Origin of the sequence: Microbacterium sp., from assembly GCF_044340635.1 — a bacterium.
Lineage (GTDB): Bacteria > Actinomycetota > Actinomycetes > Actinomycetales > Microbacteriaceae > Microbacterium.
In genome coordinates, this window is record NZ_JBIITF010000011.1 from 64,895 (window position 1) to 85,376 (window position 20,482).

A 20,482-nucleotide genomic window follows, 5' to 3' on the forward strand; every position below is an offset into this window, starting at 1 on the left:
CCCACTCGAGAGGAAGGCGATCGCATGACGATCGACGCGAACGGCGACTTCAGGGTGCAGGGGGTCTCGGTGCGATCGCTGCCGAAGGTCAGCCTGCACGATCATCTCGACGGCGCTGTGCGCATCGAGACCGTTGTCCAGCTGGCCGAAGCGGCCGGGATCGATCTGCCGGGCGCGGGCGTGGACGGGCTCGCCAGCTGGTACGACGAACGCACCGACTCCGGCTCGCTCGTCGAGTACCTGTCGGCGTTCGATGTCACGGTGACCGTCATGCAGACGCGCGAGGGGCTCACACGGATCGCCCGCGAGTTCGTCGAGGACCTCGCCGAGGACGGCGTCATCTACGGCGAGGTGCGCTGGGCGCCCGAGCTGCATGTCGCCGGGGGACTGAGCCCTGACGAGGCAGTAGAGGCCGTTCAGGCGGGGATCGAGGAGGGCGAGGATGTCGCGGACCGCTCGGGCCGGAGCATCCGCGTCGGCCAGATCCTCAGCGCGATGCGCCACACGGACCGTTCGCTCGAGATCGCCGAGCTCGCCGTGCGTCACCGCGAGCGTGGCGTGGTCGGGTTCGATATCGCGGGCCCCGAGGACGGCTTCCCGCCCTCGCGCCTGCGCGAGACCTTCGACTATCTCGCCTCGGAGTTCTTCCCGGTCACGGTGCACGCGGGCGAGGCGGCGGGCATCGACTCGATCCGGTCCGCGCTGATCGATGGTCGGGCGCTCCGCCTCGGTCACGGTGTGCGCCTCGCATCCGATCTGAACGTCGTCTCTCGCGCGGGCGATGAGGTCGTGGTCACGTTCGGACCGGTCGCGCGCTGGGTGCGCGACCGCGAGATTCCGCTCGAGCTCTCTCCGTCGTCGAACCTGCAGACCGGGGCGATCGAGGCGTGGGGCACGGAGCTGGCGGATCATCCCTTCGATCTGCTGTACCAGCTGGGTTTCTCGGTGACGGTCAACGTCGACAACCGCACGATGAGCCGCACGTCGCTCACGCGCGAGCTCGCGCTTCTCGCGCGCACGTTCGACTACGACCTCGACGATCTGCAGGCGTTCCAGTTGAATGCCGCGGCGGCAGCATTTCTCTCGGTGGAGGAGCGCGAAGAGCTCATCGAGCTGATTGCCGAGGGCTTCGCGGCCTGACCCGCGGGTTCCGCCACGACGAAACACCCTTCGTGCGTCGAAACACCCACTGGCACGGGGTGTCTGGGCGCGTACGGGGTGTTTCGGCGTGGGGGTTGAGCGTCAGCTGTGGTGGCGGCCGCGGGGGAGGACCAGCGGGGCGCCCGAGACGGGGTCGGCGATCACCTGGCAGTCCAGGCCGAAGACCGCCCCTACGTTCGCCTCGGTGATGACCTCGGCGGGGACCCCGGATGCGTAGATCCGGCCCTCGCACACCGCCACGAGCCGGTCGGCGTAACGGGCCGCGAGGTTCAGGTCGTGCAGCACCATGGCGATCGTCGTGCCGCGTGACCGGTTGAGATCGGTGAGCAGGTCCAGCACCTCGATCTGATGTGTCACGTCGAGGAACGTCGTCGGCTCGTCGAGCAGCAGGATGTCGGTCTGCTGCGCAAGCGCCATCGCGATCCAGACCCGCTGGCGCTGGCCGCCGGAGAGTTCGTCCACGGCCCGGTCCGCGAGGTCGGCGATTCCGGTCGCGTCGAGTGCGTCGGCGACGGCCTCGTAATCCGCCGCGCTCCAGCGGGCGAGAAAGCGTTGGTGCGGATGCCTCCCTCGGCCGATCAGGTCGGATACGACGATTCCCTCCGGTGCCGTGGGGCTCTGCGGCAGGAGCCCCACGCGCCGGGCGACCTCACGGGAGGGGAGCCGATGGATCTCTTCCCCGTCGAGCAGCACCGCGCCGCTGCGCGGCTTGAGCAGCCGGGCGAGGGCACGCAGGACGGTCGACTTGCCGCATCCGTTCGCCCCGACGATCGCGGTGATCTGCCCCGACGGTATCGACAGATCGAGGTCGTGCACGACCTCGCGGTCACCGTAGGCGAGGGTCAGTGACTCTGCTGAGAGCCGATCCGCGTGCGTCATAGTGAGCCTCCCGCGCGATTGTTCCGGATGAGGAGATAGATCAGGTACGGGGCGCCGAGCACGCCCGTGATGACGCCGACGGGGTAGCGGGTGCCGAAGGCGAACTGGCCGATGAGGTCCGCGACGAGTACCAGCAGCGCCCCGACGAGGGCGGCGGGCAGCATCAGCGAGCCACCCGGTCCGACGATCCGCGCGGCGATCGGACCGGCCATGAACGCGACGAACGCGATGGGACCGCTGGCGGCGGTCGCGAAGGCAAGGAGGATGACGGCGGCCAGGATCATGAGCAAGCGTGTGCGGTTCGTGCGCACTCCCAGAGCCGCGGCAGAGTCATCCCCGAGGTGCAGTGCGGCGAACGACCGCGACGAACCCATCAGGAGCGGCCCGAACAGGGCGACGACTACGAGGAGCGGCAGCACCCGCTCCCACGACGCGCCATTCAGGCTTCCGGTGAGCCACTGCATCGCGACCTGCAGGTCCCATGCCGCGGCGCGGGAGAGGAGATACGTGATCAGGCTGTCGAGCATCGCGCCGACGCCGATACCGATCAGGATGAGCCGGATGCCGGAGAAGCCCGCCTTGTACGACAGGAGGTAGATGGTGCCGGCCGTGATGAGGGCCGCGACCAGCGCGAAGATCGAGACCTCACGGTCGCCCAGACCGAGCGTCACCCCCGCGAAGACGGCGGCGGCGCTGGCACCGGCGCTGATACCGATCACATCGGGCGAGGCGAGCGGGTTGCGCAACAGGGTCTGGAACGTCACGCCGGCCAGGCCGAATGCGGCGCCCGCGAGGAGTCCGAGGGTGGCGCGCGGCAGGCGCAGGGTGCCGACGGTGAAGGATGCGCCGGGTACCTGTTGCCCGAGGATCACCTGGACCACTTCGCCCGGCGAATAGAACGTCTGCCCGACCATGAGCGTGACGGCGTACGCGACGAAAACGGCGATGCCGAGGATCGCGATGATCACCGCGCGGCGGCGGAACCGGCTGCGGCGCCCGGCGATGACGGAGTCGAGGGTCATAGTTCCCGCACCCGCTGTCGCCGGACGATCCAGATGAAGACGGGTGCCCCGATGAACGCCGTGACTATGCCGACGTCGATCTCTTCCGGGCGGGTGATGATGCGCCCGATGACGTCGGCGAGGGTCAGGAGCGCGGCGCCCGCGATGGCGGAGAAGGGCAGCAGCCAGCGGTGGTCGGTACCCACCAGCAGGCGACACAGGTGCGGGACAACGAGGCCCACGAACCCGATGGGGCCGGCGATCGCGGTCGCTGCCCCCGCGAGGATGACGGCGCCGACCGCCGCGAGGAGACGCGTCTGTCCGACTCGGACGCCCAGGCCCGCGGCCATGTCGTCGCCGAGGGCGAGCGAATTCATGCCCCGCGCGCTGATCAGGCAGATCAGGGCACCGAGTCCGAGGAAGGGGGCGACCACGAGGATCCGATCCCAGCTCGCACCGCCCACGCCGCCGATCTGCCAGAAGCGGAAGGTCTCGAGGATGTCGACGCGGGGCAGCAGGATGGCGCTCACGAGCGAGGAGAAGGCGGCGGCGGATGCGGCCCCGGCGAGCGCGAGCTTGAGCGGTGTCGCGCCGCCTCGTCCCATCGATCCGACGGCATACACGAAGGCGGATGCCCCGGCCGCTCCGAGGGTCGCGACTCCGATATAGGAGTACGGATTGCTGAGGCCGAAGAACGCGATGCCGATTACAACGGCCAGGGCCGCTCCGGACGACACCCCGAGGATGCCGGGGTCGGCGAGAGGATTGCGGGTGATGGCCTGCATGGCGCAACCCGACAGGGCGAGGGCCGCACCCACGAGCATCGCAAGCACGGTGCGGGGCATCCGGAGCGTGACGGCTGCCTCGCCCACACCCTCCGCGCCGCCGCCGAGGGCGGCGAAGATCTCGGTGAGTGAGACATCCCGAGCACCGAATGCGAGCGATGCCGCGCCCAGGATGACGAGAAGTACGAGCCCCGCGAACAGCCAGGCCAGGCGAACGCCGACCGGGCGCCGCAGCGCGGCGACTCCGGTCGGTCGTAAGCCCGGCCTGACGGTGGTCACGGGGGGGTGCTAGCCGTTCTGCGAGAGCGCGCTGGCGAGTACCGCGAAGTACTCGTCGACGCCCCAGCCGATCGACAGGGGCGAGGGGTTCGCCGATGCCGCGAGGGGGGTGGAGTCTTCGAGCACCGCGATCTGTCCGTTCGCGATCGCCGGGATCTGCGACAGCAGGGGGTCGGCCTTGATCGCCTCGACGAGCGCACCGTCGGCGTCGCCGTAGGTCACCCAGATGTCGACATCCGAGAAGCGGTCGGCCTCTTCCGCGCTGACCTGCAGGTAGAACTCCTCGGTGTCCGCGGACATCTCGGAGACGATGGCGGGTGCGGGCAGACCGTTCGCCTCGAGGAAGCCGGGGCGCGTGTCGTGGCTCGTGTAGAAACCGATCTGGCTGAAGTCCGTCGGGTCGATGTACGAGAACAGGACCTTCTTGCCGTCCAGTTCGGGGTACGCCGCGAGCGCGTCGGCGACCTGGCCCTCCAGGTCCGAGATCAGCTGCTCGCCCTCCTCGGCGAGACCGATGGCCTCGGAGTTCAGGCGGATCATGTCCTCGTAGGAGGTGCCCCAGGCGACCTCGGGGTAGGCCACGACGGGCGCGATCTGCGACAGGGTGTCGTAGTCCTCCTGCGTCAGGCCCGAGTACGCGGCGAGGATTACATCGGGATCGGTGTCGGCGACGGCTTCGAAGTCGATGCCGTCGGTCTCGTCGAAGAGCACCGGGGTTTCGGCGCCGAGCTCTTCGAGCTGCTCCTCGACCCAGGGGAGGACGCCGTTGTCGTCGTCGTCGCCCCACGTGGCCTTGCTCATGCCGACGGGCACGACACCGAGCGCGAGGGGCACCTCGTGATTTGACCAGGCGACTGTGGCGACGCGCTCCGGCTTCTCGGTGATGACGGTTTCGCCGTAGGCGTGCTCGATGGTGACGGGGAAGCCGTCTGCCGATCCCTCGGTCGTGGTGCTGTCATCGCCGGCCGGCGTTGAGCAGGACGTGAGGGCGAGCGAGGTGAGGGCGGCTGCGGCGAGCAGACCCATGCTGCGGGGCACTCTCATGGGAGGTCCTTTCGGGAGGAGGGCGCGAGGATTCTCGCTAAGGCAAGGCTAACCTAACGAAGTGGAGGCTTCGAATCGGACGGGTCTCGTTCGCGTCACATCTCGGCGCGGCCGCGCCGCCAATACCCCATGAAGGCAACGGCCTTCCGGTCGACGCCCCGCTCGGAGACGAGGTGCCGCCGCAACTCCTTGATCGGCTGAGCCTCACCGGCGAGCCACGCATAGAAGGGTGCCTTCGCCAACAGGGGGTCGCCCTGTGCGTCGGTCGGAACCTCCCAGAGGAGCCCGGCATCGATGTCGACGTCCTCGAGGACGGCGGCCGAGGCGTCCGGCGCGTCCAGCAGCTCGGCCGCGGCGGCGTGCACAGCCGGGATCAGCGCGGTGCCCACGGCCGTGTCGCCGCGAGCCACGACCCGCAGCTCCACGCCGCGGGGCGGTTGACTGAGGGCTTGGGCATCCGTCGCATCCGGCACTTCGACGACCGCGATGCCGCGCGCGCCGGCGGGCAGACGCTCCAAGATGCCGGACACGGCCGGCAGTGCGGTCTCGTCGCCGGCGATGAGCACGCGGCCGACCTCGGCGGGCGGCCGCCAGTCGACACCCCCGTGGAAACCACCGGTGTAACCCGTGTGTGGCACGCACACGATGATTCGGTCTCCGACGCTCGCGTCGAGTGCCCAGGCCGAGGCGGGGCCCAGTCGGCCGTGCAGCGCGATGTCGACATCGAACTCGGATGCCTCGGGCCGGACCGTCCGCACGGTGTAGGTGCGCATGGGGGGTCGGACCGCGTTATCGAGCTCGCGCCAGGCTCCGTACCAGTCGTCGCTGTCGACCAACACGTCGAGGGGCAGCTCGGTGATGTCCGAGCCCGGCACGGGGAAGAGGATCTTGAACCGCTGGTCGAACCGGTTGTCCGCGACCGTATGCAGTTCGGGACCCGTGAGGGTGAAGCGACGGAACGTCGCGCTCACGACCTCGATGCGTGCGACCTCGGCCAACATGGGCACGAAGGCGACGTCGGGGGAGCGCTTCGGCGGGGTCCGCGTCTGAGTGTTCACTTAGGTAAGGCTAAGCGAAGGAATCGAGCCTCGCAAAGCGACGCGAGGCTCGGCTCCCGTCAGGACAATTCCGCTTGCCGGGCCGCGACGACCGCCTCGACCCGCGCGAAGAGCGGATGCTCCCGCTCCAGGCCGGTGACGGTCGCGGTGAATTCGGCAGCATCCAGCTCCCGCAGCATCCGCTGTACGTCCGCCGACTGCGGGTCCTCCGCATCCTCGAACGCGAGAGCCGCGCCCATCGCCGCGACGAGCGCCGAGGTCGACAGCCCTCGCTCCGCGGCTTCGGCAGCCGGGCCGATGAAGCGCTCGTGGCGCGAGAGCTTCCGAAGAGGCTGCCGGCCCACCCGCCACACCGTGTCCGGTAGCGCGGGATTGCGGAAGCGTTCGAGGATCCTCTCGCGGTATTCGGCGAGCCCGCGCGGATCGAGTTCGTGCTTCGCGACGAGCAGCGCGGATGTCTCTTCCAGGGTCGCGCTGACGCTCGCCGCGATCTCGGGCACGGCGAGGGCATCCGAGATGCGCTCCACGCCCGCTCGCGCACCGTAGTAGGCCGTGGTGGCGTGACCGGTGTTGACGGTGAAGAGCTTCCGCTCGATGTAGGGGGCGAGGTCGTGCACGAAATGTGCGCCGGGGATCCGTGGCGGCACATCCCCGAAAGGCGGACGCTCGATCGCCCACTCGTAGAAGGGCTCGACCGTCACGTCCACGCCCGGATTGTCTTGGGGGGCCGGCACGATGCGGTCGACCGCGGTGTTGGCGAACACCGCGCGGCTCGCGATGGCGTCCCAGGCTTCGCCGGCCTCATCGCGGATGTGATCGCGGAGCACGTCGGTGGCGTTGATCGCGTTCTCGCACGCCATGATCTGCAGCGGTGGCGAGGACGGGTCGCGAAGCGCCAAGCCGGAAAGGATGAGCGGGGCCAGGAATTTCAGGACCGTCGGCCCGACCGCCGTGGTCACGACGTTCGCTCCCGCGATCTCGTCGATGACCTCATCGGGGTGCTCGGCGCTGTTGATCGCGCGGAAGCCGGTCACGACCTTGTCGACGCCGCCGGCGCCGACCTCGTGCACCGTGTAGGTCTTCTCGGCGTTGATGGCGTCGACGAGCGCCGCCGAGACATCCGAGAACACGAGTTCGTAACCCGCTTCGTGCAGCAGTAGCCCGACGAAGCCGCGCCCGATGTTTCCGGCGCCGAAGTGAACGGCCTTCACGACTCGTTCACCGCGCTGAGGATGGCGAAGAGTTCTTCGGGGGTCGAGACGTTCTTCAGAACGGCGACCTCGTCTTCGTCGGAGAACACCAGCGCGATCTGCGACAGGATCTCGAGGTGCTCATCGCCCTTGCCGGCGATGCCGATGACGAACGTGACGGGTTCGCCGCCCCAGTCCACCCCGCCGTCGTAGCGAACGACCGAGAGCGCGGATCCGAGGATCGCGTCCTTCGTCTCGTTCGTGCCGTGCGGGATGGCCAGCTCGTTGCCCATGTAGGTCGACACCGTCACCTCGCGCTGCTGCATCGCGTCGAAGTACTGAGAGGTGACGGCGCCCGCCGCTTGGAGGATGTCGGCAGCCTCTCTCATGGCCTCCTCCCGCGTCGCGGAGCCGGAGTGGATGCGGACCTGACCGAGGGTGAGGACGTCGCGTGCCATGGTGATGCCTTTCTGTTGAACAACCTCTAGCGTGTCCCACTTTTGCTCGGTTCGGGTGGCCGATAGCGAGCAGAAGTGGGACACGGTCGTATGGGGAGCGCTGCGGGGCCGACGGCGCGATGCCGACCGACCCCGCAGCGGGATCAGACCCTACGCACCATCCTGGTGCTGGTCGCGCACGAGTTCCACGACCTCGTCGTACTTCGGCGAGTTCATGAAGTTGTCGACCGAGACGTGGATCGCCTCGGGCGTCTTCTGACGCGCACGGTCGGTGAGCTGATTCTGCGTGATGATCAGGTCGGCCGAGCCATCCAGGTTCGCGATCGCCTTGTTGGTGACCGTGACATCCTCGATGCCCGCCTTCTTGATCTTGTTGCGCAGGACGCTCGCGCCCATGGCAGACGAACCCATACCCGCGTCGCACGCGAAGACGATCGTCTTCACCTGCTTCGTGGTGAGCAGCCCTCCGTCGGCGCGGCCGCCGGTCTCGCGCTCCGTCTCGAGCTTGTCGAGCGCGGCGTCCGCGTCACGGTCGGCGGCGCGGTCCGAACCCGACGAGACGCGAAGTGCGTCCATCGCGGCAGAGGACTTGCCCTTGTTGGCTTCGGTCTGAGCGATCGCGGCGCCGAACGTGTCGGCCTCGGCGAGCAGGTCGCGCTTACGCGATGCCCGCAGGATGACCGCGGTGATCAGGAACGTCACGGTCGCTGCGAGCAGCACCGACAAGTACACGACCAGCAGGTTCGCGATGCCGCCGGCGGCCGGGCTCGAGGCCGCGGCCGTCACAGCGATGATGCTTCCGGGAGCCGCGGGGAAGGCGAGACCGCCACCGAGGACCATGTTGGTGGTGACACCGGTCGCGCCACCCGCGATGAGGGCGAGGATCGTCATCGGCTTCGACAGCGCGTACGGGAAGTAGATCTCGTGGATGCCGCCGAGGAACTGGATCACGGCCGCACCGGGTGCCGAGGCCTTCGCCGCGCCGACACCGAAGAACGAGAACGCCAGCAGCAGGCCGAGGCCGGGGCCGGGGTTGGCCTCGATCAGGAACAGGATCGACTTGCCGGTCTCGGTCGCCTGCTCGATTCCGAGCGGGGTGAAGACACCGTGGTTGATCGCGTTGTTGAGGAACAGCACCTTCGCCGGCTCGACGATGATCGAGACGAAGGGCAGCAAGCTCAGGCTCACGAGCCACGCGACCGCGGCACCCAGGATGTCGCTGAACCACAGGATCGCCGGTCCGAAGATGAAGAAGCCGAGGATCGCCAGCAGCATGCCGAGGATGCCCGCCGAGAAGTTGTTCACGAGCATCTCGAACCCGGGCTTGATCTTGCCGTCCCAGATCTTGTCCATCCACTTGGTGACATAGGCCGCGAACGGTCCCATGATCATCGCGCCGAGGAACATCGGGATGTTCGTGCCCACGATGACACCCATGACGGCGATCGTGGCGACGACGCCACCGCGCTCGCCGTAGACCATGCGGCCCGCGGTGTTCGCGATGAGGAGCGGCAGCAGGTACGTGATCATCGGGCCGACGAGGCCGACGAACTGCGGGAAGGTGTTGCCGTCACCGTCCACGGCGAGCGCTGTCATGGCGCCCGGCCAGTTGATGACATCCGCATTGCCGAAACCGCCGAGCAGCGGAGCGACCGGGGTCCATCCGCCGAGCCAGCCCACCGCGATGAAGAGCATCGTGATGAAGCCCCACGCAATGAACGCCGCGATGTTGGGCATGATCATGCCGGAGAGGAACGTGCCGAAGCGCTGGACTCCGACTCGCGCCTTGTTGACCCCGCTCTTCGCGGGGGGTGACGTCGTCGTCATGACTGTGTCTCTTTCTCTCGTGTGTCGGTCGGCGATGATGCCGGGGTGGATGCGGCTGTGGCTGCTGCCAAGGCCGCGGATCGGGCGTATGCCGCGTCATTCGCGGCGAGGGCTGCCTCGGCGATGCGGCGTGCATCTCCGAGGGAGTGGGTGAGCAGGATGGCGCGAACATCCGCGAGCGCCGTGGGCGCCATCGACAGGGTCGTCGCACCGAGGCCCACGAGCACGACGGCCAGCAGCGGGTCGGCAGCCGCCTCGCCGCAGATGCCGACGGGCTTACCCGTTGCGCGGCCGGCGTCGCCGACCTCGCGGATCAGCCGAAGCACCGCGGGGTGCCACGGGTCCTGGAACGAGGCGACCGACCCGAGCAGACGATCCGCCGCCAGCGTGTACTGCGTCAGGTCGTTCGTGCCGATCGACGCGAAGTCGGCGTGCGCGAGAACACGGTCCGCCAGCAGGGCGCTGGAGGGCACCTCGATCATCACACCGGCCGTTTTGAGGCCGTACTCGCGGGCGATCGTGACGAAGTACTCCGTCTCTTCGACCGTCGCCACCATCGGCGCCATGACCCAGAGGTCGGCCGACGTCCGAGCATCCGCTTCTGCCAGGGCCGTCAACTGCTCACGCAGGATGTCCTCGCTCGCCCGCAGCGCCCGCAGCCCGCGGAGTCCGAGGGCCGGGTTCTCTTCGTGCACGTCGTTCAGGAACGGCAGGGGCTTGTCGGCGCCGGCGTCCAGCACCCGGACCACGACCTTCTTGCCCGGGAACGCCTGGAGAAGCTGGGTGTACGAGTCCCGCTGCTGGGCGACCGTCGGCGCCTGACTGGCGCTGAGGAACAGGAACTCGGTGCGGAACAGCCCGACTCCCTCCGCCCCGAGCTCGACGGCCTCGGCAGCGCCCTTCGGCGACCCGAGGTTCGCGAGCAGCGGCACGGGGGTCCCGTCGGCGAGCGCTCCCGGGGTGATGGGTGCCGATGCCGCGTCGCGGCGCGCGTCCGCCCGGTTCTGCGCCCGGGCGAGCTCTTCCGCGGTCGGGTCGGTGACGACGACGTGCGCCGCGGCATCCACGATCACCGCGTCGCCGTCCGCGAGATCCTTCGCTCCGGCCACGCCGACCACCGCGACGATCGACTTCTCGCGGGCGAGGATCGCCGTGTGCGATGTCGGGCCGCCCTCCGTCGTGATCAGGGCCAGCACCATGTCGAGATCGAGCAGCGCGGTGTCGGCCGGGGCCAGATCCTTCGCCACGAGGACGAACGGGTGCCCGGGGTCGGGCACCCCCGGGGCCGGCACACCGCGGAGGTTCGCGATGACGCGCTGCGCCACGTCGTCCAGATCCGCGGCTCGCTCGCCGAGATATCCGCCGACCGCTTCGAGCTGCGCGCGGAAGGACTGGAAGGCATCGAATACCGCGAACTCGGCCGTCTTGCCGGCCTGTATGCGCGTGTCGAGCTCTTCTTCGAGGGTGGGATCCTCGGCCATCATGGCCTGGGCCTCGAGCACCTCCTGCGCCATACCGCCGGCCGCGACGGCACGGGATTCGAGTTCTCGCGCGACGTCCGCCACTGCGGCGCGGGCGCGTGCGGTCTCTTCTTCCGGAGTCAGTTCGCTCGCCGAGTCGGTGGGCGCCGGTAGGGGTTCGGCCATACGGGCGACCGGGCCCTGGGCGACGCCCAGTCCGATGCCGACTCCCCGCAGCTCTGCCATGCTCACGCCGCGTCGTGGTCGGTGGTGAGCAGCTCGGCCAGGCGGTCCAGCGTCGCCTCACCGGCATCGTGATCGTCCGTATCGACCGCGAGCGTGACGTAGTCGCCATGCTCGACACCGAGCGAGATGACACCGAGGATGCTGGCGGCGTTGATGGGCTTGCCCGAGTCTTTCGCGACGGTCACCGGGAAGCCGGCCTCCTTCGCCGCCTGTGCGAACATCTTCGCCGGGCGGGCGTGCAGTCCGTGTGAAGATCCGATGCGCACGGTGCGAGTGATCTCAGCCATGGGGTGTCCTTTCAATAGGGAAGTCAGTGGTCGGTGGGGTCAGGGGCAGATCTGTGCTCATCGCGGGCAGAACGGTTCGAAGCGTGCGTGTGCCATCGATGTCCGAGAAGACGTCTTCGGGCAGCAGGATGACCCGAACGCTCCGCTGCGCGGCGAACTGCTCGAGATCGGGAAGTTCACGGGCGAGGTGCGGCGCAACGAGAAGGATGTCGGTGGAGTCGAGGTCGACGGCGAGCGACTCGACGGTGCCCGCGAGAGCCTGCACGGAGAGTCCGGCGTTGTGCGCGGCATGCCGCAAACGCATCGCCACGAAGGTGCTGGACGCACCCGCGCCACAGATCACGAGGATCCTCATCGATCCGTACCTCCTTCCGTTCCATTGTTGTGAGATCGCTGTGAGCCGACAATGCACTCTGCTTTCCGCCCCCGCGGAAAGCGTCGTCCGGTTCCCGGCCCCGGACGCGACCGACGTGATTGACTGAGCGGAACGCGCGATCTTGCCGCGCGTCATCAGGGAAAGGCGGCGGCGCGTGACGAGGGCGCGACAAGACCGGGTCATCGCCCTGCTGGCGCGTGACGGCGAATGGGTCACCGCGGCGACCCTCGCGGATGCGCTCGGCGTCACGCCGCGAAGCATCCGGAGCTATGTGACCTCGATCAACGCGCGTCTGGCAGACGTCGACCCCATCGAATCCGGCCCGTTCGGCTACCGCATCGATCCGGCGACGGTCGCATCGCTTCGCGATGTGGCCCCGGATGCATCGACGCCGCGGGATCGCCTGCACGCCCTCGTGCGTGCCCTGCTCGATGCCGATGACGGGATCGACGTGTATGCGACGGCGGCGAGCCTCTTCGTCAGCGAGGCCACCCTCGAGGGAGATCTGGCTCGGGTGCGGGCATTGCTTGCCAGTGCGGGTCTGTCGCTCGAGCGGTCAGGCAGTGTCCTGCGGTTGCGCGGTCCGGAAGAAGCACAGCGCCGTCTGCTCAGCCGGCTCGTCCATGACGAGATGGACGCCGGGGCCCTCGGAACACCGCTCCTGCGCCGCTCCCTGGCCGCCGAGTACGTCGACCCGGACGCGCTCGGCCGTTTCAAGGATGATCTCGTGGCCGAGCTTGCGGCGCACGGCTTCTACATCAATGAGTACGCGATCACGGATGTGCTGCTCCACGTGGCGATCGCGGTGGATCGCACGCGCCGTCGCCGTGTCATCGCCGACGCTGAGGATTCGAGTGCCGACTCGGGTGTCGCGGCGATCGTCGGACGGCTCGCGGAAGCCCGCTTCGGTGTCGACCTCGGCCTCGCCGATCGTCGACACCTCGCCACACTGTTGCAGACACGAGTCGTCGCGCCTGCAGACGAGGGCGGTGATCAGCGCGAGCTGCTCGAACCCGATGTCGAAGCCGCCGTGCGCGATGCCGTGGGCCGCGCCGTCGATGAGTTCGGCGTCGACCTCGGCCACGAAGACTTCGTGCTCCGTCTCGCCCTGCACGTGCAGAATCTGCGGCACCGCTCCCGCGTCGGGGCGTGGTCGCGCAACCCGCTGACCCGCTCGATCAAGTCGAGCTACCCGATGATCTTCGAGGTCGCGGTGTTCCTCGCGCTGCAGTTGCAGGAGCGCCTCGGGCTCGAACTCCACGACGACGAGCTCGCCTACATCGCGATGCATGTCGGGGGTCGGCTCGAGCGCAGCAGACGGGCGGATGCGATCGTCACGGCCACGATCGTCTGCCCCGGCTACTACGAACTGCACGAGCTGCTGCGATCGAGTGTTGACCGGTCCCTCGGCCGCTCGATCGAGGTCGTTACCGTCGAGACACGGGCCGACCCGGATTGGGCGGCGATATCGACCGACCTGGTGCTGACGACGATCGCGCCACCCGAGGCATCCGATCGCATCGTCCGCGTGCAGCCGTTCTTGACCGAGGGGGATGTCGAACGGGTCGGCGCGGCCGCCGCGCGCGTGCGGCGGGGGCGGCGTCTGGCCCGGCTGCGGGGCGAACTCGAGCAGTATTTCGATGCTGCCGCCTTCGTGCGAGGTCTCGATCCGGCGGATTCGGATGAGGCGATCATCCGGCGTCTCGGTGCGCCGCTGAGAGCGGCCGGGGTCATCGACGACGATTACATCGAGCGCACGATCGAGCGCGAACGCCTGTCGTCCACCGCGTTCACGGACGCGCTCGCCGTGCCGCACGCGCTCACGATGACGGCGACGCGCACGGCCATCTCGATCGCGGTGTCCGAGCAGTCCGTGCCGTGGGGCGACTCGCGCGTGCAGGTGGTGGCGCTGGTGGCGTTCAGCGAGGGGGATCGCGCCGCGTTCCAGACCGTGTTCGAGCAGCTGGTCGAGGTGTTCTCCGAGCGGGAGAGCGTGCAACGGATCCTTCGCCGCGGCACCGATTTTCCGGCTTTCCTCGACGAACTCGTCGCGGTCATCGACGGCTGACGCATGACGGGTGATGGCCCGTCACGTACAGTGGGCGCACATGCCCCACGGGGGTCATCGATTGCAGGATCGCGGGAGGTGACATGGTGGTCGGCAACGTCGAGCGCGTCATCACCGTGGCCGCTGCCGCCGGGCTGCATGCCCGTCCCGCCGCCGAGTTCGTGCGCCTCGCGAGTGCTCACCCGGGGACCGTCGAGGTTCGCGCGGCCGGCCGCGCGCCGGTTGACGGCGCGAGCGTCCTGGGGCTCATGACTCTCGATGTCCATCGTGGCGAGTCGATCGTGGTTGCGGTGGACGGGCCCGACGCCGAGGCGCTGCTCGACCGCCTCGAGGCCATCCTCGACCCGGAAGGCTGAACCCGGGCCGTCAGCCCTGCAGCCGGGCGATGAGGGCGCGCGACGCATCCTCCAACACGGCCGTCCGAGCCCCGGCATCCTCTGCCGAATCGCCGCGCACGTCGATGTACACCTTCAGCTTCGGTTCCGTGCCGCTCGGGCGCACGATCAGCCGCGACCCGTCATCGAGCCACAGTCGCACCACGTCCCCGGGAGGCAGCGCCCCCGAACCCTCGAGCAGATCGTCGACACGAGAGACACGGATGCCTCCGATGTCGGTCGGATGCTCCGCCCGCAGCCGCGCCATGATCTGTCCGATGACGGCGAGATCATCGACCCGCATCGACACCTGCGCGCTGGCGAAATGCCCGAAGTGCGTCGCCATGTCCGCGAGCATCCCGCCGAGCGTCGAGCCGGACGCGCGCGCCTGAGCCGCAAGCTCGAGCAGCGCGACCGCGGCGGAGAGCCCGTCCTTGTCTCGGACGACGTGCGGATCGACGAGGTATCCGAGCGCTTCTTCGAAGCCGAAGACCATTCCGGGCGCTCGCGAGATCCATTTGAACCCCGTCAGCGTCTCGTGAAAATCGAGGCCGTAGTGCCCCGCGATCGCGGCGAGCCCGGGCGACGAGACGAGCGAGCACGCCAGGGACGATCCCTCGGGCGCCCCCGCGGCGCGGGCCTGCCGGGCCGCCCGCCAGCCGAGCAGCAGCCCCACGTCGTTGCCGCTGAGGCGTCGCCACCCGCCCGCGCCGTCCGGGATCGCGACGGCGAGCCGGTCGGCATCGGGATCGTTCGCCAGAACCAACTCGGCATCCGCCTCGACGGCCGCCTCGATCGCGAGATCCATGGCGCCGGGCTCTTCCGGGTTCGGGAACGCGACGGTCGGGAAGTCCGGGTCGGGCGCTATCTGCGCGTCGACCGTGATGGGCGCGGGATAACCGGCCGCGGACAGGAGACGATCGAGTGTCTCGTGCCCGACGCCATGCAGAGCGGTGTACACCCAGCGCAGGTCGCGTGCACCCTCGGGGGCGGGCGCGGTGGCCGCGGTCTGGGCGACGTACTCCTCGAGGATGTCCTCACCCGCCATTTCGAACCCGAGCGAACGCGGTATGCGCGACACCGGTGTGCCCGCGGCGACCTCGTCGATCCGCGCTGCGATCTCGGCATCCGCGGGGGAGACGATCTGCGCCCCGGCGTCCTCGCCGCCGAGGTAGACCTTGTACCCGTTGTCGCGCGGCGGATTGTGGCTGGCGGTGACCATCACGCCGGCGTCTGCCCCGAGATGCCGCACCGCGAAAGCCAGCACAGGCGTGGGCATCATGCGGGGGAGCAGGATGGCGCGCAGCCCCGCGCCCGCGAAGATCTCGGCGGAATCCCGCGCGAACACCGCGGAGTTCTTCCGGCCGTCGTACCCGATCACGATCGTGCCGCGCGTCTCCGGGGCGGACCCGGACACCCGGTCGCGCACGAAGGCCGCGAGCCCGGCCGCGCTCTGAGCGACCAGTACCCGATTCATCCGGTTGCTGCCGGCTCCCAGCTCGCCGCGCAGGCCCGCCGTCCCGAACGCGAGGCGGGTGTCGAAGCGGTCGTGCAGAGACGCGGATGCCTCGGCGTCGCCGCCCTCGGCGCGCCCGATCAGCCCGGACAGCTCGTCGCGTGTCTCGGGGTCCGGGTCTTCGGCGAGCCACGCACGTGCGGCCTCGAGCGCGGGATCGGAGGACGCGCCAGCATCCGCTCCCCGCGAAATCGTCTCGGTCATAGCTCGCCGATCACACGGGCGAGCAGCGATGAGATGACCGGCTCGGCCTCGCGACCGGCCTCGATGACCTCTTCGTGGCTCAGCGGGGTCTTCTGGATGCCGGCGGCCAGGTTCGTGATGAGCGAGAACCCGAGCACCTCCATGCCTGCCTGTCGCGCGGCGATCGCTTCGAGCGCGGTCGACATGCCGACGATGTGCCCGCCGATGGCCTTCGCCATCTGCACCTCGGCGGGGGTTTCGTAGTGGGGCCCCCGGAACTGGCAGTAGACGCCTTCGTCGAGACTCGGGTCGACGGTTCGGGCGATGTCGCGCAGGCGCGACGAATACAGATCGGTCAGGTCGATGAACGTCGCGCCCTCGAGCGGGGAGTCCGCCGTGAGGTTGATGTGGTCGCTGATCAGGACCGGCTGGCCGGGCGCCCAGGTCTCGCGGATCCCGCCCGCACCGTTCGTGAGCACCATGATCTGCGCCCCCGCCGCGGCGGCGGTCCGCACGCTGTGGACGACGCGTCGGACCCCGTGGCCCTCGTAGTAATGGGTGCGCGCCCCGATGACCAGCACGTGCTTGCCGCCGGGTGTCCGGACGCTCCGCAGGGTTCCGACGTGGCCCTCGAGGGCGGGCTTGCTGAATCCCGTGACTTCGGTCGCCGGGAAGGATGCGACGGTGTCTCCGATGAGTTCCGCGGCGCGGCCCCAGCCCGATCCGAGCGTCAGGGCCATGTCATGCTTCTCGACGCCGGTCAGCCGCGCGATATCGGCGGCCGCCTCGGCTGCGATCGCGAACGGGTCCGCAGCGGGGTCATCGAGGGGGTGGGGGGTGTGCGTTGACATCCCCCCACTCTAGGAAGCGCGGGCCGGGTCGGCCACACGCGACGCGGTGGATGCGAGCCGATCATGTGATGCGTGTCAGGACCGGGTCGCCGGGCCGAGTCGTCAGGCCGCGTCGCGGCGGATGACACAATGGGGACCATGTCGGGTGAGTTCGAACGCACACAGAGAATCGCAATCATCGGTGGCGGGCCCGGTGGCTATGAGGCGGCGCTGTCCGGCGTCCAGCTCGGCGCCGAGGTAACGCTCGTCGAACGAGCGGGTGTCGGAGGGTCCGCGGTCATCACGGATGTCGTGCCGTCGAAGACCCTCATCGCCACCGCGGATGCGGCCAAGGCAATCTCCGAGGCATCCGATCTCGGCGTGCAGTTCTTCGCGCGCAACTCGGATGGCAAGCCCAGCCGGCCGGAGGTGGCGATCAACCTCGCCGCCGTCAACAAGCGTCTGCTCTCGCTCGCCCGCCAGCAGTCCGAGGACATGCGTCAGACGCTCCTCGACGCGGGCGTCCGCATCATCTCGGGCCATGGTCGACTCGAGGGCCCGGGCGCCGTGGTCGTTTCGACCGGCCCCCACGGCACCGATTTCGATCGCGTCGAGGCCGACACCCTCGTCATCTCGGTCGGCGCCTCTCCGCGCGAGCTGCCGAGCGCCAAGCCCGATGGCGAGCGCATCCTGACGTGGACCCAGCTCTACGACATGCCCACCCTTCCCGAGCACCTGATCGTCGTCGGATCGGGTGTCACCGGCGCCGAGTTCGCCTCGGCGTACATGAACCTCGGTGCCAAGGTCACGCTCGTCTCGAGCCGCGACCAGGTTCTGCCGGGTGAGGACGCGGATGCCGCGGCCGTGCTCGAGAAGGTCTTCCGCCGCGGCGGCATGACCCTGCTCTCGAAGGCACGCGCCGACTCGGTCGTCCGCGAGGGTGACGGTGTCGTCGTGACGCTCGCCGACGGGCGCCGCATCGAGGGCAGCCACTGTCTGATGGCGGTCGGCTCGATCCCCAATACGGCGGGGCTCGGCCTCGAAGAGGCGGGGGTCCAGATGACGTCGTCGGGCAACATCCGCGTCAACCGTGTCTCGCGCACCTCCGTCCCGAACATCTACGCGGCGGGGGACTGCACGACCTTCGTGCCGCTCGCCTCGGTCGCCTCGATGCAGGGCCGCACGGCCGTCTTCCACGCCCTGGGCGACATCGTGATCCCGATCGAGCGCCGCCGGATCGCGGCCAACATCTTCACGGCTCCCGAGATCGCGACGGTCGGATGGTCCGAGCAGGACATCCTGGACGGCAAGATCGAGGGCGTCGTGCACAAGCTGCCGCTCGCCGCCAACCCGCGCGCGAAGATGATGGGCATCACGGACGGCTTCGTCAAGCTCATGGCCCGTCGCGGTTCGGGAACGGTGCTCGGGGGTGTGATCGTCGGGCCCAAGGCATCCGAGCTCATCTATCCGATCGCCGTGGCGGTCGATCGTCGGCTCAGCGTCGACCAACTCTCGCGTGCCTTCGCGGTCTACCCGTCGCTGGCGAGCAGCATCACCGATCTGGCTCGCTCGATGCACATCGTCGATCACGGACCGGATCTCGACGAGGGCTGATCTCGCGGCAGCGGAACGCGCCGGCTCAGCTGATCGTGAGCAGCTGGTGACCGGCCGAGACTGTGGTCCCCGGGTTCGCATCGATCCCGCCGACCACACCGTCCTTATGGGCCTGGATCGGCTGCTCCATCTTCATGGCTTCGAGCACGACGACCAGGTCGCCCTTGACGACCTGCTGGCCGTCCTCGACGGCGAGCTTCACGATCGTCGCCTGCATGGGCGCCTTCACGGCGTCACCGGATGCTCCGGAGAGCACGGTCTTCGCATGATCGCGGCGTGACGGCGGCACAACGGCGGGGCGTCCTACCGCGGTGGCGGATGACACGATCCGGTCGGGCAGGCTGACTTCGAGGCGCTTTCCCGCGACCTCGACGACGACCGTGTGCCGCGCCTCGGCGGGGGTGGGGTCGCTGAGCTCGCCGTCCCACGCCGGGATGTCGTTGGCGAATTCGGTCTCTATCCAGCGCGTGAAGACGCCGAACTCGCCGTCCTCGGCGGTGAAGGCCGGGTCGCGCACGACCTTGCGGTGGAAGGGCAGCACGGTCGGCAGACCCGCGACTTCGAACTCGTCGAGGGCACGTCGGGCACGGCTGAGCGCCTCGGCGCGGTCCCGGCCGGTGACGATGATCTTCGCCAGCAACGAGTCGAACGCGCCGCTCACCGTGTCGCCGGCGGTGACGCCGGAGTCGAGACGGATGCCGGGGCCTCCGAACGTCTTGAACACATGGATCGGGCCCGGCTGCGGCAGGAAGCCGCGACCCGGGTCCTCGCCGTTGATGCGGAATTCGATCGAGTGCCCGGTGACCTCGGGGTCACCGCCCTCGAGCAGGCCGCCCGCGGCGATCCGGAACTGCTCGCGGACGAGATCTACGCCCGTGACCTCTTCCGAGACGGGGTGCTCGACCTGCAGCCGGGTGTTGACCTCGAGGAACGAGATCGTGCCATCCGCGCCGATCAAGAACTCGCAGGTTCCCGCGCCGACGTAGCCGACCTCGCGCAGGATCGCCTTCGACGATTCGTAGAGGGTTCGGGTCTGCTCGGGGCTGAGGAAGGGCGCCGGTGCCTCTTCGACGAGCTTCTGATGACGGCGCTGCAGCGAGCAGTCGCGGGTCGACACGACCACGACGTTGCCCGCGGCATCCGCGAGACACTGGGTCTCGACGTGGCGCGGCTTGTCGAGGTACTTCTCGACGAAGCACTCGCCACGGCCGAAGGCGCTGACGGCCTCGCGCGTTGCGGACTCGAAGAGTTCGGCGATCTCGTCGAACTCGCGGGCGACCTTCAGGCCGCGCCCGCCGCCGCCGTACGCGGCCTTGATGGCAACGGGCAGGCCGACCTCGCGGGCGAACGCGACGACCTCGTCGGCGTTCGAGACGGGACCAGGGGTTCCGGGAGCGAGGGGGGCGCCGACGCGCTCGGCGACGTGACGCGCCGTGACCTTGTCGCCGAGGGCGTCGATCGCCTCGGGCGGCGGCCCGATCCAGACCAGTCCCGCATCGATCACGGCACGCGCGAAGGCGGAGTTCTCCGCGAGGAACCCGTAACCCGGATGGATGGCGTCGGCGCCGGAACGTCGCGCGACCGAGAGGATCTTCTCGATGGAGAGGTAGGTGTCGCCGCTCGTCGACCCTTCGAGCGCATAGGACTCGTCGGCCAGGCGCGAGTGGAGGGCGTCGCGATCCTGATCGGCGTACACAGCGACGGAGCCGAGCCCGCTGTCGCGGGTGGCGCGGATGATTCGGACAGCGATTTCGCCACGATTGGCGATGAGGACTTTGCCAAATTCGGGCATGGTCGCCAGCCTATCGACGCTCCGGCCCCGAGTTTTGACAGGTCCCGACAAAAA

18 protein-coding genes are annotated in these 20,482 nt (G+C 69.0%); 4 read left to right on the forward strand and 14 right to left on the reverse strand.

Annotation, left to right across the window (positions count from 1 at the left end; genetic code table 11):
* Positions 1–24 precede the first annotated feature (24 nt).
* Positions 25–1,140 (forward strand): adenosine deaminase, encoded by a 1,116-nt coding sequence (locus ACIQ0W_RS10910; RefSeq protein ID WP_396642797.1) that lies wholly within the window; start codon positions 25–27, stop codon positions 1,138–1,140.
* Positions 1,141–1,242: 102 nt separating this feature from the next.
* On the opposite strand, the gene ACIQ0W_RS10915 is transcribed toward ACIQ0W_RS10910, so the two are convergent.
* From ACIQ0W_RS10915 to ACIQ0W_RS10965, 11 genes are all read right to left on the reverse strand, one after another.
* Positions 1,243–2,040: an ABC transporter ATP-binding protein gene (locus ACIQ0W_RS10915; RefSeq protein ID WP_396642798.1), complete on the reverse strand. Its 798-nt coding sequence runs from the start codon at positions 2,038–2,040 to the stop codon at positions 1,243–1,245.
* On the reverse strand, positions 2,037–3,062 hold the full coding sequence (locus ACIQ0W_RS10920) for an iron chelate uptake ABC transporter family permease subunit (RefSeq protein ID WP_100814127.1): 1,026 nt from the start codon (positions 3,060–3,062) through the stop codon (positions 2,037–2,039). The genes ACIQ0W_RS10915 and ACIQ0W_RS10920 overlap by 4 nt, the downstream gene beginning before the upstream one ends.
* Positions 3,059–4,105 (reverse strand): FecCD family ABC transporter permease, encoded by a 1,047-nt coding sequence (locus ACIQ0W_RS10925; RefSeq protein WP_396642799.1) that lies wholly within the window; start codon positions 4,103–4,105, stop codon positions 3,059–3,061. Before ACIQ0W_RS10925 ends, ACIQ0W_RS10920 begins: the two co-directional genes overlap by 4 nt.
* A 9-nt stretch (positions 4,106–4,114) precedes the next feature.
* A complete protein-coding gene (locus ACIQ0W_RS10930) occupies positions 4,115–5,149 on the reverse strand; it encodes an iron-siderophore ABC transporter substrate-binding protein (protein WP_396642800.1) in 1,035 nt (344 codons plus the stop codon).
* Positions 5,150–5,244: 95 nt separating this feature from the next.
* A complete protein-coding gene (locus ACIQ0W_RS10935; RefSeq protein ID WP_396642801.1) occupies positions 5,245–6,207 on the reverse strand; it encodes a siderophore-interacting protein in 963 nt (320 codons plus the stop codon).
* Positions 6,208–6,266: 59 nt separating this feature from the next.
* Positions 6,267–7,418 (reverse strand): mannitol-1-phosphate 5-dehydrogenase, encoded by a 1,152-nt coding sequence (locus ACIQ0W_RS10940; RefSeq protein ID WP_396642803.1) that lies wholly within the window; start codon positions 7,416–7,418, stop codon positions 6,267–6,269.
* On the reverse strand, positions 7,415–7,855 hold the full coding sequence (locus tag ACIQ0W_RS10945; protein ID WP_396642804.1) for a PTS sugar transporter subunit IIA: 441 nt from the start codon (positions 7,853–7,855) through the stop codon (positions 7,415–7,417). Before ACIQ0W_RS10945 ends, ACIQ0W_RS10940 begins: the two co-directional genes overlap by 4 nt.
* 150 nt (positions 7,856–8,005) lie before the next feature.
* Positions 8,006–9,682 carry a PTS mannitol transporter subunit IICB gene (locus ACIQ0W_RS10950; protein WP_396642805.1) on the reverse strand — a complete coding sequence of 559 codons (1,677 nt, stop codon included), beginning with the start codon at positions 9,680–9,682 and terminating at the stop codon, positions 8,006–8,008.
* Positions 9,679–11,388 carry a phosphoenolpyruvate--protein phosphotransferase gene (ptsP, locus tag ACIQ0W_RS10955; protein ID WP_396642838.1) on the reverse strand — a complete coding sequence of 570 codons (1,710 nt, stop codon included), beginning with the start codon at positions 11,386–11,388 and terminating at the stop codon, positions 9,679–9,681. Before ptsP ends, ACIQ0W_RS10950 begins: the two co-directional genes overlap by 4 nt.
* Positions 11,389–11,390: 2 nt before the next feature.
* On the reverse strand, positions 11,391–11,675 hold the full coding sequence (locus ACIQ0W_RS10960) for an HPr family phosphocarrier protein (protein WP_396642806.1): 285 nt from the start codon (positions 11,673–11,675) through the stop codon (positions 11,391–11,393).
* Entirely contained in the window at positions 11,668–12,030 is a 363-nt protein-coding gene (locus ACIQ0W_RS10965; protein ID WP_396642807.1) for a PTS sugar transporter subunit IIB, read from the reverse strand. Before ACIQ0W_RS10965 ends, ACIQ0W_RS10960 begins: the two co-directional genes overlap by 8 nt.
* 175 nt (positions 12,031–12,205) lie before the next feature.
* On the opposite strand from ACIQ0W_RS10965, the gene ACIQ0W_RS10970 reads away from it, so the two are divergent.
* On the forward strand, positions 12,206–14,119 hold the full coding sequence (locus ACIQ0W_RS10970) for a BglG family transcription antiterminator (protein ID WP_396642809.1): 1,914 nt from the start codon (positions 12,206–12,208) through the stop codon (positions 14,117–14,119).
* Positions 14,120–14,202: 83 nt separating this feature from the next.
* Complete coding sequence (locus ACIQ0W_RS10975) at positions 14,203–14,475, forward strand: HPr family phosphocarrier protein (RefSeq protein WP_396642810.1); 273 nt, start codon at positions 14,203–14,205, stop codon at positions 14,473–14,475.
* Between the two features lie 10 nt (positions 14,476–14,485).
* On the opposite strand, the gene ACIQ0W_RS10980 is transcribed toward ACIQ0W_RS10975, so the two are convergent.
* Complete coding sequence (locus ACIQ0W_RS10980; RefSeq protein WP_396642811.1) at positions 14,486–16,213, reverse strand: phospho-sugar mutase; 1,728 nt, start codon at positions 16,211–16,213, stop codon at positions 14,486–14,488.
* Positions 16,210–17,043, reverse strand: coding sequence for a purine-nucleoside phosphorylase (locus ACIQ0W_RS10985; RefSeq protein ID WP_396642812.1), 834 nt, complete (start codon positions 17,041–17,043; stop codon positions 16,210–16,212). The genes ACIQ0W_RS10980 and ACIQ0W_RS10985 overlap by 4 nt, the downstream gene beginning before the upstream one ends.
* A gap of 138 nt (positions 17,044–17,181) precedes the next feature.
* On the opposite strand from ACIQ0W_RS10985, the gene ACIQ0W_RS10990 reads away from it, so the two are divergent.
* Positions 17,182–18,636 carry an NAD(P)H-quinone dehydrogenase gene (locus ACIQ0W_RS10990; RefSeq protein ID WP_396642813.1) on the forward strand — a complete coding sequence of 485 codons (1,455 nt, stop codon included), beginning with the start codon at positions 17,182–17,184 and terminating at the stop codon, positions 18,634–18,636.
* 25 nt (positions 18,637–18,661) lie between these two features.
* Here the strand turns inward: ACIQ0W_RS10990 and ACIQ0W_RS10995 are convergent, their stop codons facing one another.
* Complete coding sequence (locus ACIQ0W_RS10995) at positions 18,662–20,428, reverse strand: acetyl/propionyl/methylcrotonyl-CoA carboxylase subunit alpha (RefSeq protein ID WP_396642814.1); 1,767 nt, start codon at positions 20,426–20,428, stop codon at positions 18,662–18,664.
* Positions 20,429–20,482: the final 54 nt, after the last annotated feature.